A 22,382-nucleotide genomic window follows, 5' to 3' on the forward strand; every position below is an offset into this window, starting at 1 on the left:
TCGGTAAGGTCGGCTGCATGCAAACTTCACAGATCGGTATACCTGCGCGATGGGTGACAGTTGTCATGTCGGCGGTGTTCGTCGTCTGTTGGTCGTCGGGTTTCATCGGCGCGAATCTGGGCGCGGGTGAGGCGCCGGTGCTCACGGTCCTCATGTGGCGATTCCTGGTGGTCGCGGTCGTACTCGGGGCCGCGGTGTACTTCCGGTGGCGTCGGCGTGGCCTCGCGCCGATGTCCGGGCGAGCGGTCGGTTCCCAGGTCGTCATCGGTGCGCTCTCGCAAGCCGGCTACACGGTCACGGTGTACTGGGCGATCGCTCTCGGCGTCAGCACCGGGACGACCGCACTCATCGACGGTGTCCAACCGCTCGTCGTCGCCGCACTGGCAGGTCCGTTGCTCGGGGCGGTCACCCACCGACGACAGTGGTGGGGTCTGCTCGTCGGCGCGGCCGGGGTTGTACTGGTCACCTGGTCGGACGCGACGTCATCCGCGGACGCGCCGTGGTGGGCGTATCTCGTCCCGCTGCTCGGTATGGCCGCGCTGGTTGCCGCCACCTTCCTCGAACGACGCGTCGTCGACCCGCCGTCACCCATGATCATCCTGGCGATCCACTGCGGCGTCTCCGCGGTGATCTTCACCGCGGCAGGCCTTCTCGCGGGGGTGGCGGTGCCGCCGGCCGACCGCACCTTCTGGCTGGCGATCGCCTGGCTGTCGATCCTGTCGACGCTCGGCGGTTACGGGCTGTACTGGATACTTCTACGACGGTCCGGCGTCACCTCGGTGAACACGCTGATGTTCCTGATGCCGCCCGTCACCGCGGTGTGGGGCACCGCGATGTACGGCGAATACTTCGGCTGGGCAACGGCTCTCGGGCTTGCCATGGCCGGTGGCGCCACCTGGGTCGTGAATCGGGCGGAGTCGTCGACCAAGGTGCGTGACCGGCGCCGGGCTGCTGAAGCTGTGGGGGCATTGTGATCCGCCTGGCGGACCCAATCGCCCCGATCTTATTCGGTGGGATCTGCCCGGCCGTCGTCGGCGCGCCAGGTCACCGTGACGGGAACCTGGTCGTCCCACGGCTGTCGCGTGACCAGGTCGGCAACGCGTACGTATCCGCGTTCGAACTCGCCGACGGCCGGGTCGACGAGGCGGTACTCCTGCGTCTGTCGGTGGATCGGTTGCGCGTCGAGCAGTACGATCCGGACCTCCCCGGGCTCGAAATGACAACGCCGCTGCAAGGATTCGATGAGCTGCTCGTTGGAGAGATGGCCGTCGCCGAAGTTCCAGCCCATCGCCGTGCTGCAGATTCGTTCGCCGTCGGTCAGTACATACTCCGACTCCGCGACGCCGTTCTCATCCGGCCCGCTCGCTCCGCTCCCGGCGCCGGCCATCGCCCGGTGCGCCAACGTGAACAACGCCCGACCGTGACTGTTGAACGACCGGAACGCATACCCCATGTAGAGAGGGATCTGGGCCGCTTCGGGACTTCCGTAGAAGCGTTCGAGTTGCGCGGCCGGCATCGACGCGATGGCGACGATGCCCTGTTCGATTTTCGCCGACGCGGACGGCTTGATGCACCACAAGCCGGTGTCCCAGTTCCCGGCGTAGTAGCGCATGCCGGGCAGGAACGAGACCTTGCGCGGCATCAGGTTCCCGATGATCACCGTTGCGGCGGAGGCCGCGAAAAGCAGTAGTGGCCAGGCTGATTGGAGGTCGGCGAGTCCGATGTCGGGGTGCCCCACGAAGATCGCCAGGATGCCGAACATCATGAAGACGTTCCACTCCAGCGGGACGCCCATCGGGATCGACGACAGGATGCCGAAATGGAAGATCAGCATGATCGTCGCCGCCACCGCGGTCACCCACCCGCCGTGGGAGAAGAACAGGACGAGCGGCACGAGTCCTTCGACCGCAGTGGAGAAGTGCGCGATCCATCGTGATCGACGGCCCGGCCGCAGGTCGTCGGGAAAGCTCTCGAAGAACTTCCGTTTGATCTTCGGGGAACGCCAGATCGGGTTGTTGGACATCATCGTCGCGATGACGAACGGAAAGTGTTTGTTCAGCTTCGACGTCGCTGCCCCGAGCCAGATGCAGACGAAGACCAGCTTCGCGGCGATGATCATGTCGACCCCGCTGAAGAGGAACGCCACGGTGAACGCGCCGTAGACCTCACCGCGCGCCGCGAGGAAGACGGTCTTGTCACGCAGACCGATCGCCGCGAGCACACCCAGGACGGCCCAGATCTGCCAGCTGGGGAGGACGCCGACGGTCGTGTCCAGCTCCGGGATCGCGCCGCTACCCGGACTGAACAGCGCTATGACCAGCAAGGCGAGCAGGGCGCCATAGAGGATGACGTCGACCGGGTTACGGGAATCACCGGCAGTCAACGGGATCCGCGGCCATGGTGGCTGCCGGATCGTCTTCGGACGTAGCCAGTAGAGGATCGAACCCAGCGGCGGGAAGAACCGGTTGTTCAGCGGACCGAACCCGCATCCCAGACCGACGACCTCGAACAGCATCGTGTAGAGCACGACCTTCTGGAAGACGATCGGCTCGTTGTACCAGTCGGTGACGTCGAAGAAGCCGTCGATCCCGGGTGTGCTGATCACGACGACCCAGCCGACAAGGACGTAGAGGAGGATCTTGCCGACGTAGAACAGGTGCAGCGCCACCGGTGTCCCGAACCCGACCTCGGCCCAGTGCCGCGCCATCGGCTTGATCTTCTCCGCGCGCGTGCCCTGACTCCAGGTCGGGAAGTCGATCTCTGGCGTGGTCTGCTTCAGGAATCCCATCGACGAGAAGCTAACAAACCAAGTGCTTGCTTGGCGCCGATTCGGTGACCCTGTGGAGAAACGTGGATGACATCCGATGCGGTGCAGACGTCGGGTCCCGCCGCCGGCAGAATCGCCTAGCCTCGTCGTGTGGCAGCGTTCGATCAGTTATCGCCCGCGGAGTCGGGCCTGCTCGCGCATTTCGACGTCGCGACGATAGGCCGAGGTGCCGAATACGCACAGCAGGGGCGCGTGGCTCTCGAGGACTGGGACCCGTTGTTCATGTCGGCGACCGGGACCTGCGTCGGTTCGAGTGGCGACCTGTACTCACTCGAGATCGGGTTCGGTGACGACGCCCGCGGATACGCGGTCGACGTCGCTGAGTGCGACTGTCCGGTCGGTGCCAACTGCAAGCACGCGGTTGCTCTGGCGCTGGGGGTGATGCGTGCAGGACTCCTCGGTGCGTCGCCTCGAGGCGTGAGGCATGCGTCAGCGCCGTGGCGAACATTGCTGGGCGACCTCGTTGCCGGGGCCACCCCGAAAGAGCCGGGATCGGCTCCCATCGGACTGCTCGTCGAGCTCGACGATCCCGAGTGGATGAGCCTGAAGACGGTGACATTGCGCCTGGTGACCCCCGGTAAGAAGGGCAACTGGGTACGCACGGGGATCACGTGGAGCTCCATCGAGCCGGGACATGTGACCGAGTACTACAGGTCCACCACCGACCATCCGGCTGAGCACTTCGACCCCGTTCACCTGGCACGAGTCCGTGCCGTCCACCTCTGCGCCGGGGACAAACACCAGTACGGGACCTCCCAGGTTCACCGATTGGACCAGGCGTCCGCCGAGATCTGGACCGCTCTACGGGCGGCGGTCGACGATGGTGTCGTACTGGTGGCGCATAAGTCGACGGGCGCGAAAAAGGTCGAGTTGCTTCCACCCGCGTCGGCCGCGTTGACCGTCGATCGCGACGACGAGGGTCTCGTGGTGTCCGGCGGTGTCGACTTCCCGACCGTCGGGCCGTCTGCGGACGACGCTTTGATGCTGTTCGGCTCGGTACCTCACGGAGCGAGCCTGGTACGAGGCGGCACGATGTTCCTGGCGCCGCTCGTCGACGACGGGACGTCGAAAGCCCTCCGGGCACTGCTCGACGCCGGGACGATCGGGATTCCCGACACCGACATCGCGGAGTTCGCCGACGAGGTCCTCCCCGACCTCGCCGGTCGGATGTCGGTGACCGTGGCCGATGGCGCCGTGACCCGACCCGAGATCACCGGTCCCGACGCGGCAGTCACGCTTCGGGTCGCCGACGATGGCGGCGCGCACCTCGAGTGGGGTGTCGTCTACCGCGTGAACGGGAGCAGACGATTCTTCCCGTCCGGGCAGAGCTCTGGGTTCGGTGACGACGTGGCCGAACGTCGCCTGTGGAAGCAACTCCGTGGCCACCTCGAAGCTGCGGCTCGGGTGTGTGATCGATGGCAGATTCAGGTCGCCGGATTTCCGGGCAGCAAGTTCGCAGACGATCCGGAACTCGCCGAGATGAGTCGCGACGAGGCTCTCGCATCGGCATCGGTTGCGCTCCTGACCCGCCGCTACCGTTACTCGCCCGTCGACACTGCGCGGTTCGTCACCGAGGTCGCCCCGGAGCTGCGGGCTGACGGGATCGAGGTGGAGATCGTCGGCGAGCTCCCCGACTACCGTGCCGCCGAGGTCGTCCCCGAGATCGGTTTCGGTGCCGAACGGTCCGATGACAACGACTGGCTCGGCCTGTCGATCACCGTCGAGGTCGACGGCGTCGCAGTGCCGCTGCACCAGGTGCTGACGGCGTTGTCGAACGGAGCGACACACATGCTGTTGCCCGACGGGGCCTATTTCGTGCTCGACACCCCGGAGCTGCAACGCCTGGCCGAACTGGTGGCCGAGGCCCGCGCACTGGGTGAACTCGACCGCGGGCGGGTCCGCCGGGATACGCACAACGCCACTCTGTGGGACGAGCTGCTCGAACTCGGGACGGCCGACGACGATCTCACGAAGTGGCGCGAGCAGTTGCGTCGTCTGGCCGCCGCGACACCGCCGGCGCCTTGTCCGGTGCCGACCGGGCTGCGTGCGGACTTGCGTGACTATCAGAGGGCTGGCCTCGACTGGCTGAACTTCCTGTGGGAGAACAGAATCGGCGGAGTGCTCGCCGACGACATGGGGCTGGGCAAGACCCTCCAGTCCCTCGCGCTGATCGCGAAGGTCATCGAGGAGGAACCGCAGGCTCGCTTTCTCGTGGTCGCACCGACGAGCGTGATCTCGAACTGGGCGGTCGAAGCAGAACGGTTCGTACCAGGTCTGAGGATTGCAACGGTGACCGAGACGAGCGGACGGGCGAAGATCGCGTTCGCCGATCGTATCGCGGGAGCGCAACTGATCGTCACCTCATACGCGCTGATGCGCATCGGGATCGACGAATTCGCATCGGTCAGTTGGACGGCCGTGTTTCTCGACGAGGCACAGTTCGTCAAGAACCACGCCAGCAAAGCTCATCAGTGCGCTCGCCGTCTTGATGCCGAGGTCAAGATCGCGATCACCGGCACGCCGCTGGAGAACAACCTGATGGAGCTGTGGTCGCTGATGGCGTTGACCGTGCCGGGTCTGTTCCCGTCGGCGAAGACCTTCACGTCGTACTTCCGCAAGCCGATCGAAAGTGGCACGGAGCCCGGGCGGTTGGCGTTGCTACGACGACGGATCCGTCCGATCATGCTGCGGCGCACGAAGCATCAGGTTGCCACAGACCTGCCCGCCAAGCAGGAACAGGTACTTTCGATCAGCCTGAACGCGAAGCACGACAAGCTGTATCAGACGCGCCTCACTCGGGAGCGGCAGAGCGTGCTCGGCCTGCTCGACGACTTCGACGGCAACCGGTTCCAGATCTTCCGATCGCTCACCATGCTCCGGCAACTGAGCCTGCACGCCGGGCTCGTCGACGAGAAGCACACCGACATCGACTCCGCCAAGATCGAGTTCCTCGTCGAGCAAATTCCCGAGCTCATCGCCGAAGGGCATTCCGCCCTGATCTTCAGCCAGTTCACCGGGTTTCTGAAACTCTTGGAAAGAGAGCTCGCCGGTGCCGAAATCGATTACAGCTATCTCGACGGATCGATGACCGCAAGCCGGCGCTCCGCGGCGGTCAAACGTTTCACGAGTGGGTCGTCGAAGGTGTTCCTCATCAGCCTCAAGGCCGGCGGTTTCGGCCTCAACCTGACCGAGGCGGACTACTGCTTCGTATGTGATCCGTGGTGGAATCCGGCGGCCGAGGCCCAGGCCGTGGACCGCGCCCATCGCATCGGTCAGACTCGTCCGGTCACGGTCTATCGTCTGGTGTCGGCGAACACGATCGAAGAGAAAGTGGTTGCGCTGCAGGAACGTAAACGCGACCTCTTCAACGCCGTCGTCGATGACGGCGACATGTTCGGTGCGGCCATCGACGCCGACGACATCCGCGAGTTGCTCGGCGGCTCGCCGGCCGGGTCTGACCCGAAGTGACTCACGGGCCTCGGCGACAGATGGACTTCATCTCGACCCATGAACGTCGGTCGGAGTCCATCACCCGAGTGTGAGTCCATTGGTCCGGACCACAGTGATGAAGGACTCCGTTGCGCCTCGCTGAGCTGCGCAGGAACCGACCTCAGTCGTCGTGAACCGTGGTCTACTGGACAGATGATGTACGTCGTGATCGCCGTTTTCGTGGTGGTGATCGCGGCCGCGCTGGTGGTGCTCCTCGGAATGCTGATCGGGGCGTTCTCGGCGATGTTCACCGGCATGCGCGACGACCTCCGGCATCGAAGGTCAGCGGCGCGGTCGACGACGAAAGCGTCGTCGACCGCCGGTTCCGGTACGTCCTCGTCTGCTCCGCTGGCCGACCTCGCCGACACGATCCGACTTGCGCAGGCCAGACGCTGGGCGTCGTGCCAGGCCATCCGGCAGCAGTTGGGTGATGATGCCGGTGCGGCCGTCGACAGCGATGCCGAGGGTGCCGACTTCGTCGCCTCGGCCGCCGACATCTGGCATGGCCGGGCGACCGGAGACGTAGAAGGCGGCGGAACCGGGGTCTCGGCGCTGTCCCGTCGTCGTAGTCGCGACAGGGGCGAACTGGAGCGTTTCTCGTCTGATCCCGTCGGCCAGATCGCGTGGACGACCGCCGCGGTGGCGGACCGCATCAGTGGATTCCCCGCGTGGCAGCTCGACTTCTTCGACCGTCACGCCGTCCGCGTCGACCTCGAGGGGGAGGTCACCGCCATCTCGACTGTCGCTGTCGGGCTGCGCGACCAACTCGCACTTCTGGGTGCGGAGCCGACCGGTCACCTGGCCGCCGATCCACAGGTGGTGTCCACGTTCGTCGAGAAGTCGCTCCTGCTGTCCGGCCGGCTCGACGAGCTGGTGCGGCGCCTCGAGGCATTCGCGGGGTACGAGTCGATCGTCGCGCGCATTCAACACCGGCAGGAGAAGCAGGCGTGGCTCGACCGCGTGAGTGGAATCGACGACTTCGAGCATGCCGTCGCCACCGAATGGGACCGGGCCGAGGGTGATCGGGTGCGGCACCTGGCCGACGAGTCGGACGTGTTGGCATCGATCTATCTCGACGAGATCGCTCCCTTGGCGAAGTCGTTGACGCGGGACTGACTGAGTCCGAGTTCAGCTAGGCGCCCGCAAGATCTGGAACAGGACCTCACGGCGAACGACGAACCCCAGTTGCTCGTACAGCCGGATCGCGCCGACGTTGCGGGCGTCGGCGTGGAGGATCGGAACATCACCGCGACGTCGGATGCGGTGCGCGAGGTCGAGTACGAGCCGGGACGCGAGTCCGTGTCCGCGGTGGTCGGGATCGGTGCAGACGGCGCTGATCTCGGTGTAACCCGGAAGTCTCAGCCGTTCACCACCCATTGCGATGAGGCGGCCGTTGCGTCGGATTCCGACGTAGGCGCCCATCTCGATCGTGCGGGGGCGGAAGGGCCCTGGGCGAGTGCGTTCGACCAGGTCGGTCATCTCCGGCACATCTGCGGCGGTCAACGGCGCGGCCTCATCGTCAGGCCGGGCGTCGACGCCGGCGTCGATCATCTGCACACCGGGCAGGTCCATCGTCGTATCCCATCCCGCGGGCGGACGATTCGTGACCACCGGCAAGAACAGGGAACCACCCGGGCCGATGAGTTCGGCAGCGTCCGACCAGTCTCGAGCGTTCGGGGAGTCGGGGAGAGCCGCTATGGGGCAGACATCGGGGTGATACCGCAGAGCACCACCGCGGCGCTGAGCGAAGTGCGCATGTGGCCCGGTGAGGGCCGCGAGAGCCGGGTTGTCGAGTAGCGCGTGACCGGTCATCTCGTGTTCGGCTGGTCGTTCATCGGTGATGCGGTCGGTCACGGGGCGACCATACGACAGAAGGTCAACTACTCCCGAACAGCAGGGCGCCCAGCAGTGCCGCACCGATCACGGAACTGCCGATCACCGCGCTCCCGACTCCCAGCTCGGAGCTGCCGCTCTCATCGCTGCCTGCCCCGGCTGTTCCGGAGTCGTCTGCGATTCCCCCGTGCCGGGAACACGCACCCTGTCGGTTCTTCGCGTGGCTGTACGTTCCGTCCTTGCAACGAATCCCCGTGGGTGAGTTGTCCGGCCCTGGGACGCAGTTGCCGTCCGAATTCTCGTACCACCCGGATCCGCAGCTGTAGTCGACCTCGTGGATGGCTGGGTCCGCCCCTGCCGGTGCGTCCCCGATGGCCGCGCCGGTCAGCAATGAACCAATCGTCAGCGCCAGCACGGTGGCGAGTCCAGCAAGAAGTCGACGCTCGGTCATCGTTGGCATTCGGTGATCCTTGATGACTTCAACGACTGTTTGGCAATCTCCGACGCTTCTGGCACAGATCTTCGGTTGTTGGCGGGGCGTGTGCTTTGCTTACGACTGCTGTGTCGTCGGTCGGCGTCAGTTCAACACGATCTCCACCGGCACCGCGTTCGCGAGGGTGTGCCCGACCGGTGAGCTGGCCTGGACCTTGGCGTGCAGCTCATCGAGCCTCTCGCGCGGGGCGTCGGAATCGATGGTGACTCTCGCGGTGATCGATCCGAATCCGGCATGTCCCTCCGCCAGTCCGAGGAAGACGTGCAGGTCGACGTCGCCCTTCAGATCGATTCGCAGGTCCTTCAGTTCGATGCCCGCCACTGTGGCGTTCGCGGCGTAACCGACGGCCAGGCAATTACCCAACGCACCGAGGAGCTGTTCGACCGGGTTGGGTGCCGTGTCGCCGCCGCCGAGTGCGGCGGGCTCGTCGGACGGGACCGGCGAGAAGTCGCGTATCCGTGCCGCCGACGCGAACGAACCGTTCCACTGGACATGCGCGGCCCATGTCGTCTGGGCCTTGCCGGCGTCGTCCTGAATCGCTTCGACCAGTTGGCCGACGGCGGCGATGTCCACGTCGTTGAGGCGGGTGGCGGTCTCGGTCATGGTGCTCCTTCGACGGTCCTGTTGCCGACGAAGGTAGCGAGGAGCATCGAGAACGACGACGTTCTGCATCATGGTGAGCGGAACACTTGGATGTTGCGGCGCGGAGGAGCACCCTGCGCGATCGCGTGGTCCGGTTGAACGGTCAGCGTCGTCGCCCTCGACCGCCCGAGCACCGAACGAACACCCCTCCGTTGGTGGCGCGGGTGAGCCGGACGAGCTAGATTGTTCAGCATGCTGAACAAATCCGGGGTTCCGACCGCGCTCCGATGCCGGCCGCAGTCTGAGGGGCGAGGGTGACACCCGCGGAACAGGTCACGGTCCCCCTGGCGCTGTTCGACTTCGTACCGGTCGCGTTCGGCGCGCTCGGTGCACTCCTGGTCGCGCGTCGAACCGACTGGCTACCTGCATATGTCGGCGCTGGTTTGATCTTTGCCGGAGGTTTCGCCAAAGCGTCGTGGAAGTTCCTGGCCGCCACGGACATCGCCGACATCCCGCGGCTCGCCGATTCGCTCTTCCCGCTGATGGGTTGCGGGTTTCCGCTCCTCGCCGCCGCTGCCTGGGGTCTTCGCAGACTCACGCCGGCCCTACTGCTCGCCGGTCTCTCGGTCGTCGGAGTGGCGGTCCCATCTATTGCCGGCTGGTTTCTGATCGCCGTGATCATCGGCGCGACAGCACTTTACGTGGCCCTCGCGCGCGACGCGTGGAGCGTTCGGGATGTGCGCACGGTGGCGTTGCTCGCGGTGTGCCTGGCGGGGACCTACACGCTCGGACCACTGGCCGGTCAGGAACAGACTCTCTCGCTGCAATGGATCGAGCAGTCGATCAACGCCGTCAGTCAAGCAGCCTTCGCTGTGGCCGCTTGGCGATTGATGCGCACCGAGCGGTCGGCCCTACAGACGCCGAACCCAGCCTCGTCATTGGCGTCCACCGATTCTGACGTACCCAGTCGATAAGAGCTGCCTACCAGGTGATCTCGATCTCGAGCTCGGATTCGTCTTCGCCCCGCTCGATCTCGATCTTCAGCTGCACCTTCGCCGGGATGTCGACACGGACGGTCTTGTTGTTCTCCACGAAAGACACCTCGTTGTGACGCGCGATGGCGTCCGCGAGCTCGTGGATCCTCTTCGCCGCCTCTTCACGGGTCAGTTCGGTCTTGGTCTTGTGCTCGAACAGTTCGTCGCTCATCAGTCCATCTGAGCCGACCGGACATATTCGGTCAAGCGGCACGCGTGCCGGATGACACCGAGCTCGGAGACGGACACCTTCTCGTCACCCATTTGTCACCAGCCATTGGAAGTGCTGCGCCACCCTGGCGCCCATGACCCGACCTCATCGAGCAGACCGTCCCACGTCCCGACGCACGATTCTGCGAACTGCCGCTACGGGCGCGCTCCTCGTCCCGGTCGGGTCCGCGCTGGCGGCCTGCGGGTCGTCGAATCCTGGTTCGGCGACGCCGAGTCTGGTCAGGAACCGGCCGGTCCTCACCCACGGGGTGGCCACCGGCGAGGTGACCAGCGGAGGGGCGCTGGTGTGGGCGCGGTCGGACCGGCCGGCGACCATGATCGTCGAGACCGCATCGAGCGAGTCCTTCGGTGCTGCACGGAAATTTCGCGGACCGCAGGTGACGCCCGCCGGCGACGGGACCGGCCGACTACGGGTGGCCGGCCTGGAGCCCGGCCAGACCGTGCACTATCGCGTCACCTTCGAAGGTGAGGACGGCGCGCTCTCCGAACCGGCGACCGGAATCTTCACGACAGCTCCGGTACGAGACGGCGACATCAGGTTCCAGTGGTCCGGCGACGTGGTCGGGCAGGGGTGGGGCATCAACCCCGATATGGGCGGGATGACCATCTTCGCCACCATGGCCGACCGTGATCCGCAGTTCTTCATCCACTCCGGTGACGCCATCTACGCCGACAACCCGGTCGAGGCGACTCAGGAACAGAACGACGGCAAGACCTATGGGAACATCACCAGTCCGGCGAAGGCGCAGGTGGCGCAGACCGTCGATCAGTTTCGTGGAAACTACGCGTACAACCTGACCGACGACCACTTCCGACGCTTCGTCGGATCAGTCCCGCAACTGGTGCAGTGGGACGACCACGAGGTCGTCAACAACTGGTCCCCCGGGGAGAGTCTCGAGGGGCAGGGCCGCGAGGGATACACCGAGATGAGCGTCGACGTGTTGGCGCGCAACGGACGTCAGGCGTGGCAGGAATGGCAACCCGTCGAGATCGGTGCCACGGATCGTCTGTACCGCAAGGTGTCATACGGTCCGCTGCTCGACGTCTTCATCCTCGACATGCGCAGCCACAAGGACCCGAACCCCGATGCGTGGTCGAGGGACAACGTCGACGGCACGCTCGGTCCGGAGCAGACCCAGTGGCTCATCGACGGACTGCGGGGTTCGACGGCGACCTGGAAGATCGTCGCCAATGACCTGCCGCTGAGCATCGTCGTGGCGGACAAGAACACGACACCGCCGGACGGTCCGAAGGCAATGGAAGCGGTGGCCCAGGGTGATGCCGGCGATCCGCTTGGTCGTGAGATCGCGTTCTCCCGCATCCTGTCTCAGACGAAGAACGTCCGGAACGTGGTGTTCCTGACCGCCGATGTCCACTACACCGCCGCGATCTCCTACGAGCCTGACCGCGCCGGCTTCAAGGATTTTGCGCCGTTCTGGGAGTTCGTCGCCGGACCGTTGCACGCCGGTGCGTTCCCGGAGAGCCCGTTGGACAGCACATTCGGTGCCGAGTACCAATTCGTCCATGCACCTACCGAGTCGAATGTGTCACCGGCGGAGGGGTTTCAACACTTCGGCGAGGTGACGATCGACGGCAGGACCAAAGTGTTGAGCGTGGATCTGGTCGACGCGTCGGGCAAGACCCTGTACCGAAAGGACCTCGAGCCGGCGTCGTGACGACCCGTTGACAGAGTGCGGGATTCGTCCCGGAATCCGGTACCTTTCCCGCACTTTGCGGAAGCGCTCACTCGCTCAGCGGCCGCAGGAACTCTCCGGTCACCTCGACAGCGGGTGCGGACGACCCGCCTCCGACGACGAGCGTCGCGAACGCGAGGTCCCCGACGATGCCGGCGAACCAGCCGTGCGGGTTCTTGTTGTCGCCGTACTCCGCCGTGCCGGTCTTTCCGCCGAGACCGGGGATGTCGCGGAGTGCGGTGGCCGTGCCGCGAGTGACCGTGTCGCGCAACATGCTTCGGAGTGCACGAGTGACGTCGCCCGGGATCTGTTGCGGTTCCACGTCTCCCGTCGTGTCCCTTCCGCGAACCAGGCCGGGGGTCACGGTCTCACCGCGCGCGAGGCTCGCCTCGGCCAGGGCGAGACCGAAGGGGCTGACGGTCACCGTACCCTGACCGATGCCGTTATCGACCCGCAACGCTGGTGAATCGGCGCGGGGCACCGACCCGGTGACGGTCGTCAGGCCCGGAACGGTGTAGTCCGCGCCGATGCCGAACCGTCGTGCCATGGCGGTGAGCGCATCGTCGGGGAGCCTGTTCGCGAGGGCGCCCATCGTCGTGTTGCACGAGCGCGCGAAAGCTGTTGGAAGTGCCACGGTCCCGAGGTCGAAGTCGTCCTCGTTCGGGATCGTCCGACCTTCGATGGTGGTGCGGCCGGGACAGCGGACCTGTGACGTCGGTTGCACGGCTCCGGCGTCCAGTGCTGCTGCGGTCGTGATGGTCTTGAACGTCGAACCCGGAGGGTAGAGCCCGGACAGTGAGACCGATCCCGACCTGTCGGCGGCGTCGTTCTGCGCGACGGCGACGATGCCTCCGGTCGACGGTTCGATGGCCACGACCATGGCAGGGCGTCGTTCGCCGTCGACGGCGAGTTGCGCTCGGGTCTGGACATCGCGATCGAGGGTCGTGCGTACCGGTGGCGTGACACCGGGTTGCGCCGAGTCGACGAGATGAGTGGGTGTGCCGTCGGCGCCGACGATCTGGACGGACCACCCCGCCGTGGCGTCGATGTGCTCGCGCCAGATCTCCTCGAGTCCCGACATCGCCGGCGAATGCTGTGCTTTGGTGGCGCTGAGCAGCGCGCCTTGCTCGCTGAGCACGACACCCGGAATCGACTCCACCGAGCGCCGGACGCGCCGGAGATCGGACTCGCGGAGCCGGATCACCGTGTGGGTCTCGACGGGGCTCGACCGGCTGGACGAGTTGCCCGCGAAGGCCGCGCGGATACCGGCGGCGGTCATACCGGGTTCGACGGGTCGGAGGGCGCGGGCGAGCATCTCCGCCGAACCGAGTTGCGCGCGTTGCAACGTGACCAGGGTGACGGCCTGCCAGGTCATGAGCGGCCGATCGTTGGTGTCGAGGACCGGCGTCCGGTAGGCGCGATCGTCGCTGTACGAGAACGATTCTCCGGCACGGAGTTGACGGTGCAGGACGGAGGGCTGCCACCGGATCTTCCAGTGGGAATCCGACTCGGCGAGAACGACAGAGGTCTGATACCCGACGTTTCGATCGCGGATCTGCCAGCGATGGTCGAGTGTGCCGCTGACCTCCTTGTCGTCGACCAGGTCGGCCGCGACCGAGAGCTTGGGCGTGCGGCCCATGCCGTCGAACATGGCGGTGATCGCCGCGCTTGCGGCGGTCGGATCGTCGGTGAGGGCCGCGGCTCTGGTGGCATCGCCCTCCTGCAGCGCGGCCGCGAACGACCGTAGCGCGTCGTCAGGTGAGTCCGAGGACAGGAAGCAACCCGACATCGTGCCCACGATCACCGCACATGCACTCACCAGTGCCCACCATCGACGCATGTCTTGAGCCAACCCATCGGGACGCCGTGATGCCAAGTTTCGGCACGCGATCGGCCGATAGCGGATCGCTATCACCGCTGTTGCCGGCGAGTTTCCGCTCAGTCGTCCGGTCTTCGGAGTTCGGTGACGATCACGCGGGCCACCTCTCCGATGGCGCGGTCGACCTCGGGTAGTGCCATCTCGGATCTCGCGCTCATCGTGAAGACCGCGACCGCGATCGGCACTTCGCCGGGGAACTCGATGACGCCGATCTCGTTGCGAATGGCGACGAGCGTGCCCGTCTTACCCGCGACGCTCACCCGGCGGAACGGAAACCCCGAAGCGAGGCGCGAGGTGAAGACCTGTTTCCTCATCGTCTGGCGAATGAACTCACACGACGTCGCGGACGCTGCGCGATCGGTCCAGATCGCGTCGAGCAGCGTCGTGCAGTCGCGCGGTGTCGCGGCACTGGAGTAGGCGGCGTCGTAGGCACTGACCGAGGCGTCGAAGTCGGGATCGGCCAGGGCGGCGAAGGCTTCGGCGACGGTGCTCGTGCCGGTCTCCCGCTGCAGACGTGCGTGCGATTCGGCGATACCACCGATGATGCGGGTGTGGGTGAGGCCGAGGTCGACCAGGTCGTCGTGGATCTGCGGCAGTCCGATGTGGGCGAGGATGACGTCGGCGGCGACATTGTCCGAGACGGTCATCATTGACGTGGCGAGGTCACGCCAGGAAATGGTGACCGGGTCCGAGAACAGTGCGAGCCCGGTCGGGCCATGGGCCCTCCGCGTGGGATCGACGGTGATCGACGCCGTGAGATCGATGTCGCCGCGATCTGCCATGCGGCACAGGGAAACCAACACCGCGAGTTTGTAGACCGACGCGAGGACGACCGGGGTGTCGGCGTCGTGGCAGTACTCGACCGGCGTCGGACCGATCGTCCGTACGTGCACGCACCCCGAACAGCCGGCGTCGGCGAAGGTCTCGTGGACAGTGCGATCGAGCTCGGTGCGGACCGACTCGGGGAGGGGCGCCGACGAGCTCACGTCGCCTTGCCGATCCGGTAGAGGGCGGCGGTGACGACCTCCGCCACCTCGCTGAGGCCGGGTTCGCGGTAGACGACGCGAAGGCGCAGCGCGGTGGCGTCCGGTCCGACGGACAGGCAGCGAACGGCATCGACCGCGGCGAGGGCATCGCGATCGACGGTCAGCGCGAAGGCGTGCCCGGCGGCGACCGCGGCCAGCAGTTGGTCGGCGGAGGTCACCGTATTCAGCTGCGGGTCGAGGCCGGACTCTCGGAGCCGGTCGATCAGCTGGTCGTGCGCAGGCGGGTTGAACGACCGTGGCGTGTGGCAGAAGCGCAGCCCGGCCAGGTGACGCAGGCGCGGCCGGTCGGCGGACGCCACCGGGTGCATCGCAGGCACCACGACCGAACGTTTGAGGACCACAATCGGGCCGGTGGTCAAAGAGCCGGTGACACAGGGCGCTTCGACAACCGCGAGGTCTAGTGACCCGGCCGACACCTGTTCGATGAGATCGACGGTCGAGGAGCTGATCGAGTCCTGTCCAGACGCAATCCCGGCGATGCGGCGTGCCAGCGTGGCCGTGATCGTCGGGCCGACCAGTGATGGGGTACCCCAACGCAATACCTCGGTGCGCTCGTGGAGCCGCCGGGCCTCGCCGACGAATCTCGAGGCGTCGTCGACGAGTAGACGTGCGCGCGGAAGCAGTTCGCGTCCGGCATCGGTGAGTTCAGCGCCGCGAGTGGTGCGTCGGATGAGCTGGAGTCCCAGCTGCTTCTCCAGGCGACGCAGACCCTGCGACACCGGCGGCTGTGTCATCTCCAGGCGCGCAGCGGCCTCGCCGAAGTGGCCCTCCTCGGCCACGGCGACGAAGAACCGTAGGTGCCTGATCAGATCCACGGGTTCCAGGATGGCATGGTTGCACCCGGGCAGGCCTCAGCTGAGAAGTGGGCGAGTGTCACTCGTGGAACTCGCCTTTGGGTAACCGAGGACGCGCAGTTGGCGGCCATTGTGTCGGAGTCGCGATCGTCCAAGTGGCCGGAGGAGTTGAGAAGTCCATCCATCTGCCGTGACCGAGGTACAGCGAGAACGCCTCCTCATCAGGGAAATCGCCCATACGCAGGTAGAGAGTATGTCGCTCGGCGTCACCCATGTACCAGCTGGCATCATCCGGATCGGCGACGAAGTGGATGACGGTGTTCATGGCCGACTCCAGATCGGACACAACGGAGTTCCGGGTCACCATGTCGCTCTCAATCCTCGAGGTGGGCTGACACCACGATGTCCTGCAAACCTGCCTGCACCGTCGTGCTGGTGGACGCGGTGGTTGCAGAAGTCTGCAGCAGATACACGACGTTCGCTCGTTGGTACAGCACGTCCTTGTTCGCGAGATACCGCGACCGTCCGTCCGGGCCGACCCAGCGCCCGGCTTGGATGGTTCCGCCTTCGGTGCGGTTGCTGACCGGGAATCGGTCCGCTCGGTCCTCGATCCATCCGGGGAGGCCACGAGACTCCACGAACGCGTGGTCGAGCAGGTCATTCACGTCGACCGAAGAATCGACGATGAATCTCGTAAGGGCGATAGAAATCGCGTCATGACCGCCGCGGTCCGCGTGAGCGGTGGCGACGTAGCGGTCGAGGAGACCGCACCGTGCCGCTGCTGGGTCGCGTTGATACGCCGCGTGATCAACGTCCACCCGAACGATTCCGGCAACCGATCGGTGATCGGTCACTTTTGCCTGAGACACCGCCATTCGGCGTAGACGCTCACCGAGGGGGTCGAGATCAGACATTGGCGGCGCTCCTATTTTGATGGATCGCTCACAATATCCGTTGCCGCTCGGTCTTTTGCTGAGCGTTGACGGAGACGGGACATCGGTTAGAGAAGACCCACAGGTCGGACGATGCGTTTGGACGACGTAGCGCGACCACACAGCGCCTGACGCGGGGGCAGTATGCGTCGCATACCGGACCCAAATGCCCCAACTCGACACGTGACCGTGCACGATCCTGCACAACTCCGCAGTGGTCGACGTTTCGTTGACGGATCCGTTCCTGATCATCTGTCAGCGCAAGAACACCGCTGCCGAGTCTGCGAGGTCGAGCAGCGGTTGCGGAAAGATACCGAGGGCCACGGTCACGAGGGTGCACAGGGCGATGCCGGTCGTCGTCAGCACGCTGGGTTTCACCACGTGCGGGGCGCCGGCGGTGGGAACGTCGTCGAAGAACATGGCGACGATGATGCGGACGTAGACGTAGGCGGCGATGGCGCTGCTGATGACGCCGATGACCACCAGGACGCCGCCGCCGGAACCGGCGGCTGCGGCGAAGACGTCGAACTTGGCGATGAAGCCACTGGTCAGCGGGATGCCCGCGAAGGAGAGCAGGTACACCGAGAACATGGCGCCCACCAGCGGGTAACGGCGCCCCAACCCCGACCACTGGGTGAGGTCGGTGGCCTCGCGGCCGGACAGGTGTGGGTTTCGCGGCAGCGGTGCGGTGCCGTGGATGGCGACCGCGCGGGCAGAGGGACCGGCGTCGGTGTCGGGCTCACGGATGACGGCGACGGTGGCGAAGGCGCCGAGAGTGGTGAACGCGTAGGCGGCGAGGTAGAACAGCGTGGCGCCGAGTCCGGCTTCGTCGAAGGCGATCAGGCCGAGCAGGATGAACCCGGCGTGCGCGATGGACGAGTACGCGAGCATCCGCTTGACGTCGTTCTGGGTCACCGCCATGACCGAGGCGATGACCATCGACGCGATGGCCACCGCCCACAACGCGGGTTCCCACTGCTCCCTCAGGCCCGGGAAGCCGACGTAGAAGACCCGGAGCAGCGCGCCGAAAGCGGCGACCTTGGTGGCGGCGGCCATGAATGCGGTGACCGGCGTCGGAGCGCCCTGATAGACATCCGGAATCCACGAATGAAACGGCACCGCACCCACTTTGAAGAGCAGGCCGACGGCGAGCAGCGCCAGCCCGATGAGTGCCAGTGTCGTGTCACCGCCGCTGTCGGCGGTCGCCGAGATCGACGCACCGATCGTCGAGAGGTTCAGCGAACCCGTGGCGCCGTAGACGAAGGCCGCTCCGAACAGGAAGAATGCGGACGAGAACGCGCCCAGCAGAAAGTACTTCAGGGAGGCTTCCTGCGAGATGAGGCGCCGACGCCGGGCCAGTCCGCACAGCAGATACAGCGGGAGCGAGAACACCTCCAGCGCGATGAACATCGTGAGCAGGTCCCCACACGCCGGGAACAGCATCATCCCGCCCACCGCGAGCAGGGCCAGGGGAAAGACCTCGGTCGTCACCGCTCCGGCGCGGGTGGCCTCGAACTCGGCATCGGTGTTGGGTACCGAGGCGCCCGAGGGGGTGAACATGTCGGCGTCCACACCGCCACCGGCCGGGCCGCCACGCGTGATCGCGTCGTCCCCGCCGCCGACCCCGGCGAGCCTTCGCATCGTCACCGGTGCGACCACTCGCTCGAGTCGGCGCTCGGCCATGAACCCGACGGCGATGACCGCGATGATCAGCAGCAGCCCTTGTAGATACAGCGCCGGTCGGTCGATCACGACCGCACCCGACATCGCGAACTCGCCGTTCGCGCCATCGTGTGTCTGCGCGACCGCCACCGCGATCAGGGCACCTAATCCGACGACCAACCCGCCGAGCGCGAGCGAGAGTTGCAGGGGATACCGCAGACGACGCGGCGCGAACGCCTCGACGAGCACCCCGACGACCCCCACGCCGAAGACGATGAGCATCGGTGCGAGAGATGCGTATTCGACGCTGGGGGTGTCGATGGCGGCCAGCGTCATCGGACCGTCGACGAGGGTGGTCGATGTCATCAGTTGCCCTCCAGATCGGACTCGGCGACGGCCGGTTCGGGCGCCTCGACGCCGACAGTGGTGAGCGTGGCCTGTACCGCCGGATCTATCAGGTCGATCATCGGCTTCGGATACACCCCCAGCGCGATGAGCAGGGCGAGCAGCGGAGCGACGACCACGAGTTCGCGACCCGCCAGGTCCCGCATCGACGACGAGCGGTCGCGCGCCGGCTTCGTCGGTCCGCCCATCATTCGCTGATACGTCCACAGGATGTAGATCGCCGACAGGACGAGTGCCGAGCAGGCGATCACCGCGGCAACCGGATAGCGGGAGAAGGTGCCGATGAGGACCAGGAACTCGCTGATGAACGGGGCCAGCCCCGGGAGCGAGAGGGTGGCGAGCCCGGCGACGAGAAACGTGCCGGCGAGGACGGGCGCGACCTTCTGCACGCCGCCGTAGTCGGCGATCAGGGTGCTCCCACGGCGTGACACGAGGAAGCCGGCGATGAGGAACAGTGCGGCGGTGGATATCCCGTGATTGACCATATAGAGCGTCGACCCGGTCTGGCCCTGATCGGTCATCGCGAAGATGCCGAGGATGATGAAGCCGAAGTGCGAGATGGACGTGTAGGCGATGAGCCGCATCACGTCTGTCTGTCCGATGGCCAGGACCGCGCCGTAGACGATGCTGACGACCGCGAGTGCGCAGACAAAGGGCGCGAAGTACTGGGACGCGTCCGGGAACAGCTGCATGCAGAAGCGCAGCATCGCGAAGGTCCCGACCTTGTCGATCACGGCCATCATCAGCACCGCCGAGGCGGGCGTGGCGGCGACGGCGGCGTCGGGCAACCACGAATGCAACGGCCACAGCGGCGCTTTCACCGCGAAGGCGAACAGGAAGCCGAGGAACAGGAGTTTGGCCAGTCCGGTCGAGTCGTCGATCTGTCCGCTCGCGACAGCTGCGGCGATGTCCGGCAGCGCGAACGTCCCGCCACCGTCTGGGCCGACCCCGTCCTGGGCGGTCACCACGTACAGCCCGATGACCGCGGCCAGCAGAAGGAGTCCGCCGAAAAGGTTGTACAACAGGAACTTCACCGCGGCCGCCGATCGGTTGGGTCCGGTGCCGAACCCGCCGATCAGGAAGTACATCGGGATGAGCATCGCCTCGAAGAAGATGTAGAACAGCAGCACATCGAGCGCGACGAAACTCATCAGCACCATCGCCTCGGTGGCGAGGAACAGCGCCAGGTAGATGTGCGGGCCCTTCTGCGCGCGCCCACCCGAATTGTCCAGCGAGCCAGCCGACTCGGCATCGCGCCAACCGGCCACGAGCAGCAGGGGCAAGAGTGCCGCGGTCAGGAGCACCAGGACAAGTCCGATGCCGTCGAGCCCCAGCGCGTACCGCGTACCCAGCGCCGGTATCCAGCTGACGTCTTCGACGAACTGGTAGCGCTCGCCACCGGGATCGAAACCGGCCGCGAGACCGATCGACAGGACGAGGACAGCCACGGACACCACGAGCGCGAACCATCTCGCCGCGGTCGCCCGGTGCGCCGGGATCGCGAGGACAAGGGCCGCGCCGACGGCGGGCGCAACCCAGAGGATGGTCAACCAGGGGATGCTCACAGGACGTTCACCGCCATCACCAGGGCCACGATCACGGTGGTACCCGCGAACATCGACAAGGCATACGAACGGACATAACCGTTCTGCCACCCGCGTATTCGACGCGACGCGCCGGTCACCGCATCACCGACACCACTGGTGAGCGCGTCGACGCCGTCGGACTCGACCGCGACGAGGCCGGCGGTGACCCGCTGACCCGGCCGCATCAGCAGCTCCTCGTTGACGGCGTCGCCGTACAGATCGCGGCGAGCGGCGACGGTGAGCACCGATACGTCCTCGGGCGCGGTCACCGGCACCGGTCGAGTCGCGTACTGACGGTAGGCGACAGCCACGCCGACGGCGACCACGAGCAGGATGATCGCCGTCATGGCCCACACCGGGACGAGATGGTGCTCGGTGTGTTCTCCGACAACGGGTTCGAGCCACGTCTCCAGCGACCCGCCGATGGCCAGCAGGCCGCCCGATGCAACGGAGCCGAGCGCGATCAGGATCATCGGGCCGGTCATGACACGCGGCGACTCGTGCGGGTGAGGTGCCGGCGCGTCTGTGCCGTCGTGCCAACGCTTCTCGCCGAAGAAGGTGAGCAACATGACCCGGGTCATGTAGAACGCCGTGATCCCGGCGCCGAGAAGTGCTGCGCCACCGAGGATCAGACCTTTCGCTCCACCGGCGCCGAACGCGGCCTCGATGATGTGGTCCTTCGAGTAGAAGCCCGCGAACGGCGGCACACCGATGATCGCGAGATACCCGACGCCGAAGGTGACGAACGTGATCGGCATGAGGGAGCGCAGTCCGCCGTAGCGGCGCATGTCGGTCTCGTCGTTCATCCCGTGCATCACCGATCCCGCGCCGAGGAACAGCCCCGCCTTGAAGAAGCCGTGGGTGAGGAGGTGCATGATGGCGAACGCGTAACCCGCCGGACCGAGCCCGGCGGCCAGGACCATGTACCCGATCTGGCTCATCGTCGACGCGGCGAGCGCCTTCTTGATGTCGTCCTTCGCGCAACCGATGACGGCGCCGAACAGCAGGGTGACCGCGCCGACGACCACGACCCCGACCTGGGCGGCGGGGGCGAGGTCGAAGATCGGGCCCGAGCGCACGATGAGGTAGACGCCGGCGGTCACCATGGTCGCGGCGTGGATCAGCGCCGACACCGGCGTCGGGCCCTCCATCGCGTCGCCCAGCCACGACTGCAGCGGCACCTGCGCCGACTTGCCGCATGCGGCGAGAAGCAGCACGAAACCCAGTGCGGTGAGTGTCGTCTCGCCTGTCTGGGAAGCACCATCGAACACCGCGGTGAAGGCCACTGAGCCAAAGGCGGCGAACATGATCATCAGGGCGACAGCGAGCCCGATGTCGCCGACCCGGTTGACGACGAATGCCTTCTTGGCCGCGGTGGCCGCCGACGGCTTGTGCTGCCAGAAACCGATCAGCAGGTACGACGCGAGTCCGACGCCTTCCCAGCCGAGGTAGAGACCCAGGTAGTTGTCGGCCAGGACGAGGACGAGCATGGCCGAGAGAAACAGGTTGAGGTAGGCGAAGAATCGGCGACGATCTGGATCGTGCTGCATGTAGCCGATCGAATAGACGTGGATGAGCGAGCCGACGCCGGTGATCAGCAGGACGAAGCACATCGACAGCTGGTCGAGGAGAAACCCGAAGTCGACCTGGAGCTCGCCCACCGGTACCCAACTGAACAGGACGTCCGACACGACGCGGTCGTCAGCAGATCGGGACACCATGCCGGTGAACATGATCAGCGCCACCGCAAACGACGCGATCGCGAGGCCCGTCCCGAGCAGATGCCCCCACCGGTCGGTGGCGCGACCACCGAGAAGGAGGATCGCCGCACCCAGGAGCGGCAGAGCCGGGATCAGCCAGAGCAATGACGCAGTGAGTTCGGCGTTCACCAATCC

At 66.1% G+C, this 22,382-nt stretch carries 19 protein-coding genes; 6 read left to right on the forward strand and 13 right to left on the reverse strand.

Annotated features, from left to right (window positions below; all coding sequences use genetic code 11):
* The first annotated feature begins 17 nt into the window (after positions 1 to 17).
* Positions 18 to 974: a DMT family transporter gene (locus AS181_RS07720; RefSeq protein WP_082652888.1), complete on the forward strand. Its 957-nt coding sequence runs from the start codon at positions 18 to 20 to the stop codon at positions 972 to 974.
* 29 nt (positions 975 to 1,003) lie between these two features.
* Here the strand turns inward: AS181_RS07720 and AS181_RS07725 are convergent, their stop codons facing one another.
* Entirely contained in the window at positions 1,004 to 2,788 is a 1,785-nt protein-coding gene (locus tag AS181_RS07725) for a DUF3556 domain-containing protein (protein WP_058251000.1), read from the reverse strand.
* A gap of 129 nt (positions 2,789 to 2,917) precedes the next feature.
* Here AS181_RS07725 and AS181_RS07730 point away from each other — a divergent pair, with 129 nt between their 5' ends.
* Together AS181_RS07730 and AS181_RS07735 are read left to right on the forward strand one after the other, a co-directional pair.
* Positions 2,918 to 6,295, forward strand: a complete 3,378-nt coding sequence (locus AS181_RS07730; RefSeq protein WP_058251001.1) for a DEAD/DEAH box helicase — start codon at positions 2,918 to 2,920, stop codon at positions 6,293 to 6,295.
* A gap of 177 nt (positions 6,296 to 6,472) precedes the next feature.
* On the forward strand, positions 6,473 to 7,432 hold the full coding sequence (locus AS181_RS07735) for a hypothetical protein (RefSeq protein ID WP_374100782.1): 960 nt from the start codon (positions 6,473 to 6,475) through the stop codon (positions 7,430 to 7,432).
* Between the two features lie 12 nt (positions 7,433 to 7,444).
* Here the strand turns inward: AS181_RS07735 and AS181_RS07740 are convergent, their stop codons facing one another.
* From AS181_RS07740 to AS181_RS07750, 3 genes are all read right to left on the reverse strand, one after another.
* Positions 7,445 to 8,170, reverse strand: coding sequence for a GNAT family N-acetyltransferase (locus tag AS181_RS07740; RefSeq protein WP_058251003.1), 726 nt, complete (start codon positions 8,168 to 8,170; stop codon positions 7,445 to 7,447).
* Between the two features lie 22 nt (positions 8,171 to 8,192).
* Positions 8,193 to 8,609 carry a DUF3761 domain-containing protein gene (locus AS181_RS07745; RefSeq protein ID WP_091344293.1) on the reverse strand — a complete coding sequence of 139 codons (417 nt, stop codon included), beginning with the start codon at positions 8,607 to 8,609 and terminating at the stop codon, positions 8,193 to 8,195.
* Between the two features lie 117 nt (positions 8,610 to 8,726).
* Positions 8,727 to 9,245 carry an OsmC family protein gene (locus tag AS181_RS07750; protein ID WP_058251005.1) on the reverse strand — a complete coding sequence of 173 codons (519 nt, stop codon included), beginning with the start codon at positions 9,243 to 9,245 and terminating at the stop codon, positions 8,727 to 8,729.
* Between the two features lie 293 nt (positions 9,246 to 9,538).
* Between AS181_RS07750 and AS181_RS07755 the strand changes: the two genes are divergently transcribed.
* A complete protein-coding gene (locus tag AS181_RS07755; protein ID WP_058251006.1) occupies positions 9,539 to 10,198 on the forward strand; it encodes a hypothetical protein in 660 nt (219 codons plus the stop codon).
* A gap of 7 nt (positions 10,199 to 10,205) precedes the next feature.
* Here AS181_RS07755 and AS181_RS07760 read toward each other — a convergent pair whose 3' ends face one another.
* The gene (locus tag AS181_RS07760) at positions 10,206 to 10,430 is read right to left on the reverse strand and encodes an amphi-Trp domain-containing protein (RefSeq protein WP_058251007.1); all 225 of its coding nucleotides are present in this window, start codon (positions 10,428 to 10,430) and stop codon (positions 10,206 to 10,208) included.
* A gap of 133 nt (positions 10,431 to 10,563) precedes the next feature.
* Here AS181_RS07760 and AS181_RS07765 point away from each other — a divergent pair, with 133 nt between their 5' ends.
* Positions 10,564 to 12,165 carry an alkaline phosphatase D family protein gene (locus AS181_RS07765; RefSeq protein ID WP_058251008.1) on the forward strand — a complete coding sequence of 534 codons (1,602 nt, stop codon included), beginning with the start codon at positions 10,564 to 10,566 and terminating at the stop codon, positions 12,163 to 12,165.
* A gap of 67 nt (positions 12,166 to 12,232) precedes the next feature.
* Here AS181_RS07765 and AS181_RS07770 read toward each other — a convergent pair whose 3' ends face one another.
* From AS181_RS07770 to AS181_RS25125, 5 genes are all read right to left on the reverse strand, one after another.
* The gene (locus AS181_RS07770) at positions 12,233 to 14,023 is read right to left on the reverse strand and encodes a penicillin-binding transpeptidase domain-containing protein (RefSeq protein WP_058251009.1); all 1,791 of its coding nucleotides are present in this window, start codon (positions 14,021 to 14,023) and stop codon (positions 12,233 to 12,235) included.
* 98 nt (positions 14,024 to 14,121) lie between these two features.
* Positions 14,122 to 15,048 (reverse strand): serine hydrolase, encoded by a 927-nt coding sequence (locus AS181_RS07775; RefSeq protein ID WP_058251010.1) that lies wholly within the window; start codon positions 15,046 to 15,048, stop codon positions 14,122 to 14,124.
* The gene (locus AS181_RS07780; protein ID WP_058251011.1) at positions 15,045 to 15,923 is read right to left on the reverse strand and encodes a LysR family transcriptional regulator; all 879 of its coding nucleotides are present in this window, start codon (positions 15,921 to 15,923) and stop codon (positions 15,045 to 15,047) included. Before AS181_RS07780 ends, AS181_RS07775 begins: the two co-directional genes overlap by 4 nt.
* A 58-nt stretch (positions 15,924 to 15,981) precedes the next feature.
* On the reverse strand, positions 15,982 to 16,227 hold the full coding sequence (locus AS181_RS07785) for a hypothetical protein (RefSeq protein WP_226512245.1): 246 nt from the start codon (positions 16,225 to 16,227) through the stop codon (positions 15,982 to 15,984).
* 49 nt (positions 16,228 to 16,276) lie between these two features.
* Positions 16,277 to 16,567: a hypothetical protein gene (locus tag AS181_RS25125; RefSeq protein ID WP_058251013.1), complete on the reverse strand. Its 291-nt coding sequence runs from the start codon at positions 16,565 to 16,567 to the stop codon at positions 16,277 to 16,279.
* A 51-nt stretch (positions 16,568 to 16,618) separates the two neighbouring features.
* Between AS181_RS25125 and AS181_RS25360 the strand changes: the two genes are divergently transcribed.
* Positions 16,619 to 16,786: a hypothetical protein gene (locus AS181_RS25360; RefSeq protein ID WP_231742349.1), complete on the forward strand. Its 168-nt coding sequence runs from the start codon at positions 16,619 to 16,621 to the stop codon at positions 16,784 to 16,786.
* Between the two features lie 303 nt (positions 16,787 to 17,089).
* Here the strand turns inward: AS181_RS25360 and nuoN are convergent, their stop codons facing one another.
* From nuoN to nuoL, 3 genes are read right to left on the reverse strand one after another with little or no spacing between them, the layout of a single operon-like run.
* On the reverse strand, positions 17,090 to 18,862 hold the full coding sequence (gene nuoN / locus AS181_RS07795; RefSeq protein ID WP_058251014.1) for an NADH-quinone oxidoreductase subunit NuoN: 1,773 nt from the start codon (positions 18,860 to 18,862) through the stop codon (positions 17,090 to 17,092).
* Positions 18,862 to 20,466, reverse strand: a complete 1,605-nt coding sequence (locus AS181_RS07800) for an NADH-quinone oxidoreductase subunit M (protein ID WP_058251015.1) — start codon at positions 20,464 to 20,466, stop codon at positions 18,862 to 18,864. Before AS181_RS07800 ends, nuoN begins: the two co-directional genes overlap by 1 nt.
* On the reverse strand, positions 20,463 to 22,376 hold the full coding sequence (gene nuoL / locus AS181_RS07805; RefSeq protein ID WP_058251016.1) for an NADH-quinone oxidoreductase subunit L: 1,914 nt from the start codon (positions 22,374 to 22,376) through the stop codon (positions 20,463 to 20,465). The genes AS181_RS07800 and nuoL overlap by 4 nt, the downstream gene beginning before the upstream one ends.
* Between the last annotated feature and the right edge of the window lie 6 nt (positions 22,377 to 22,382).

Source organism: Gordonia sp. SGD-V-85, from assembly GCF_001456905.1.
Lineage (GTDB): Bacteria > Actinomycetota > Actinomycetes > Mycobacteriales > Mycobacteriaceae > Gordonia > Gordonia hongkongensis.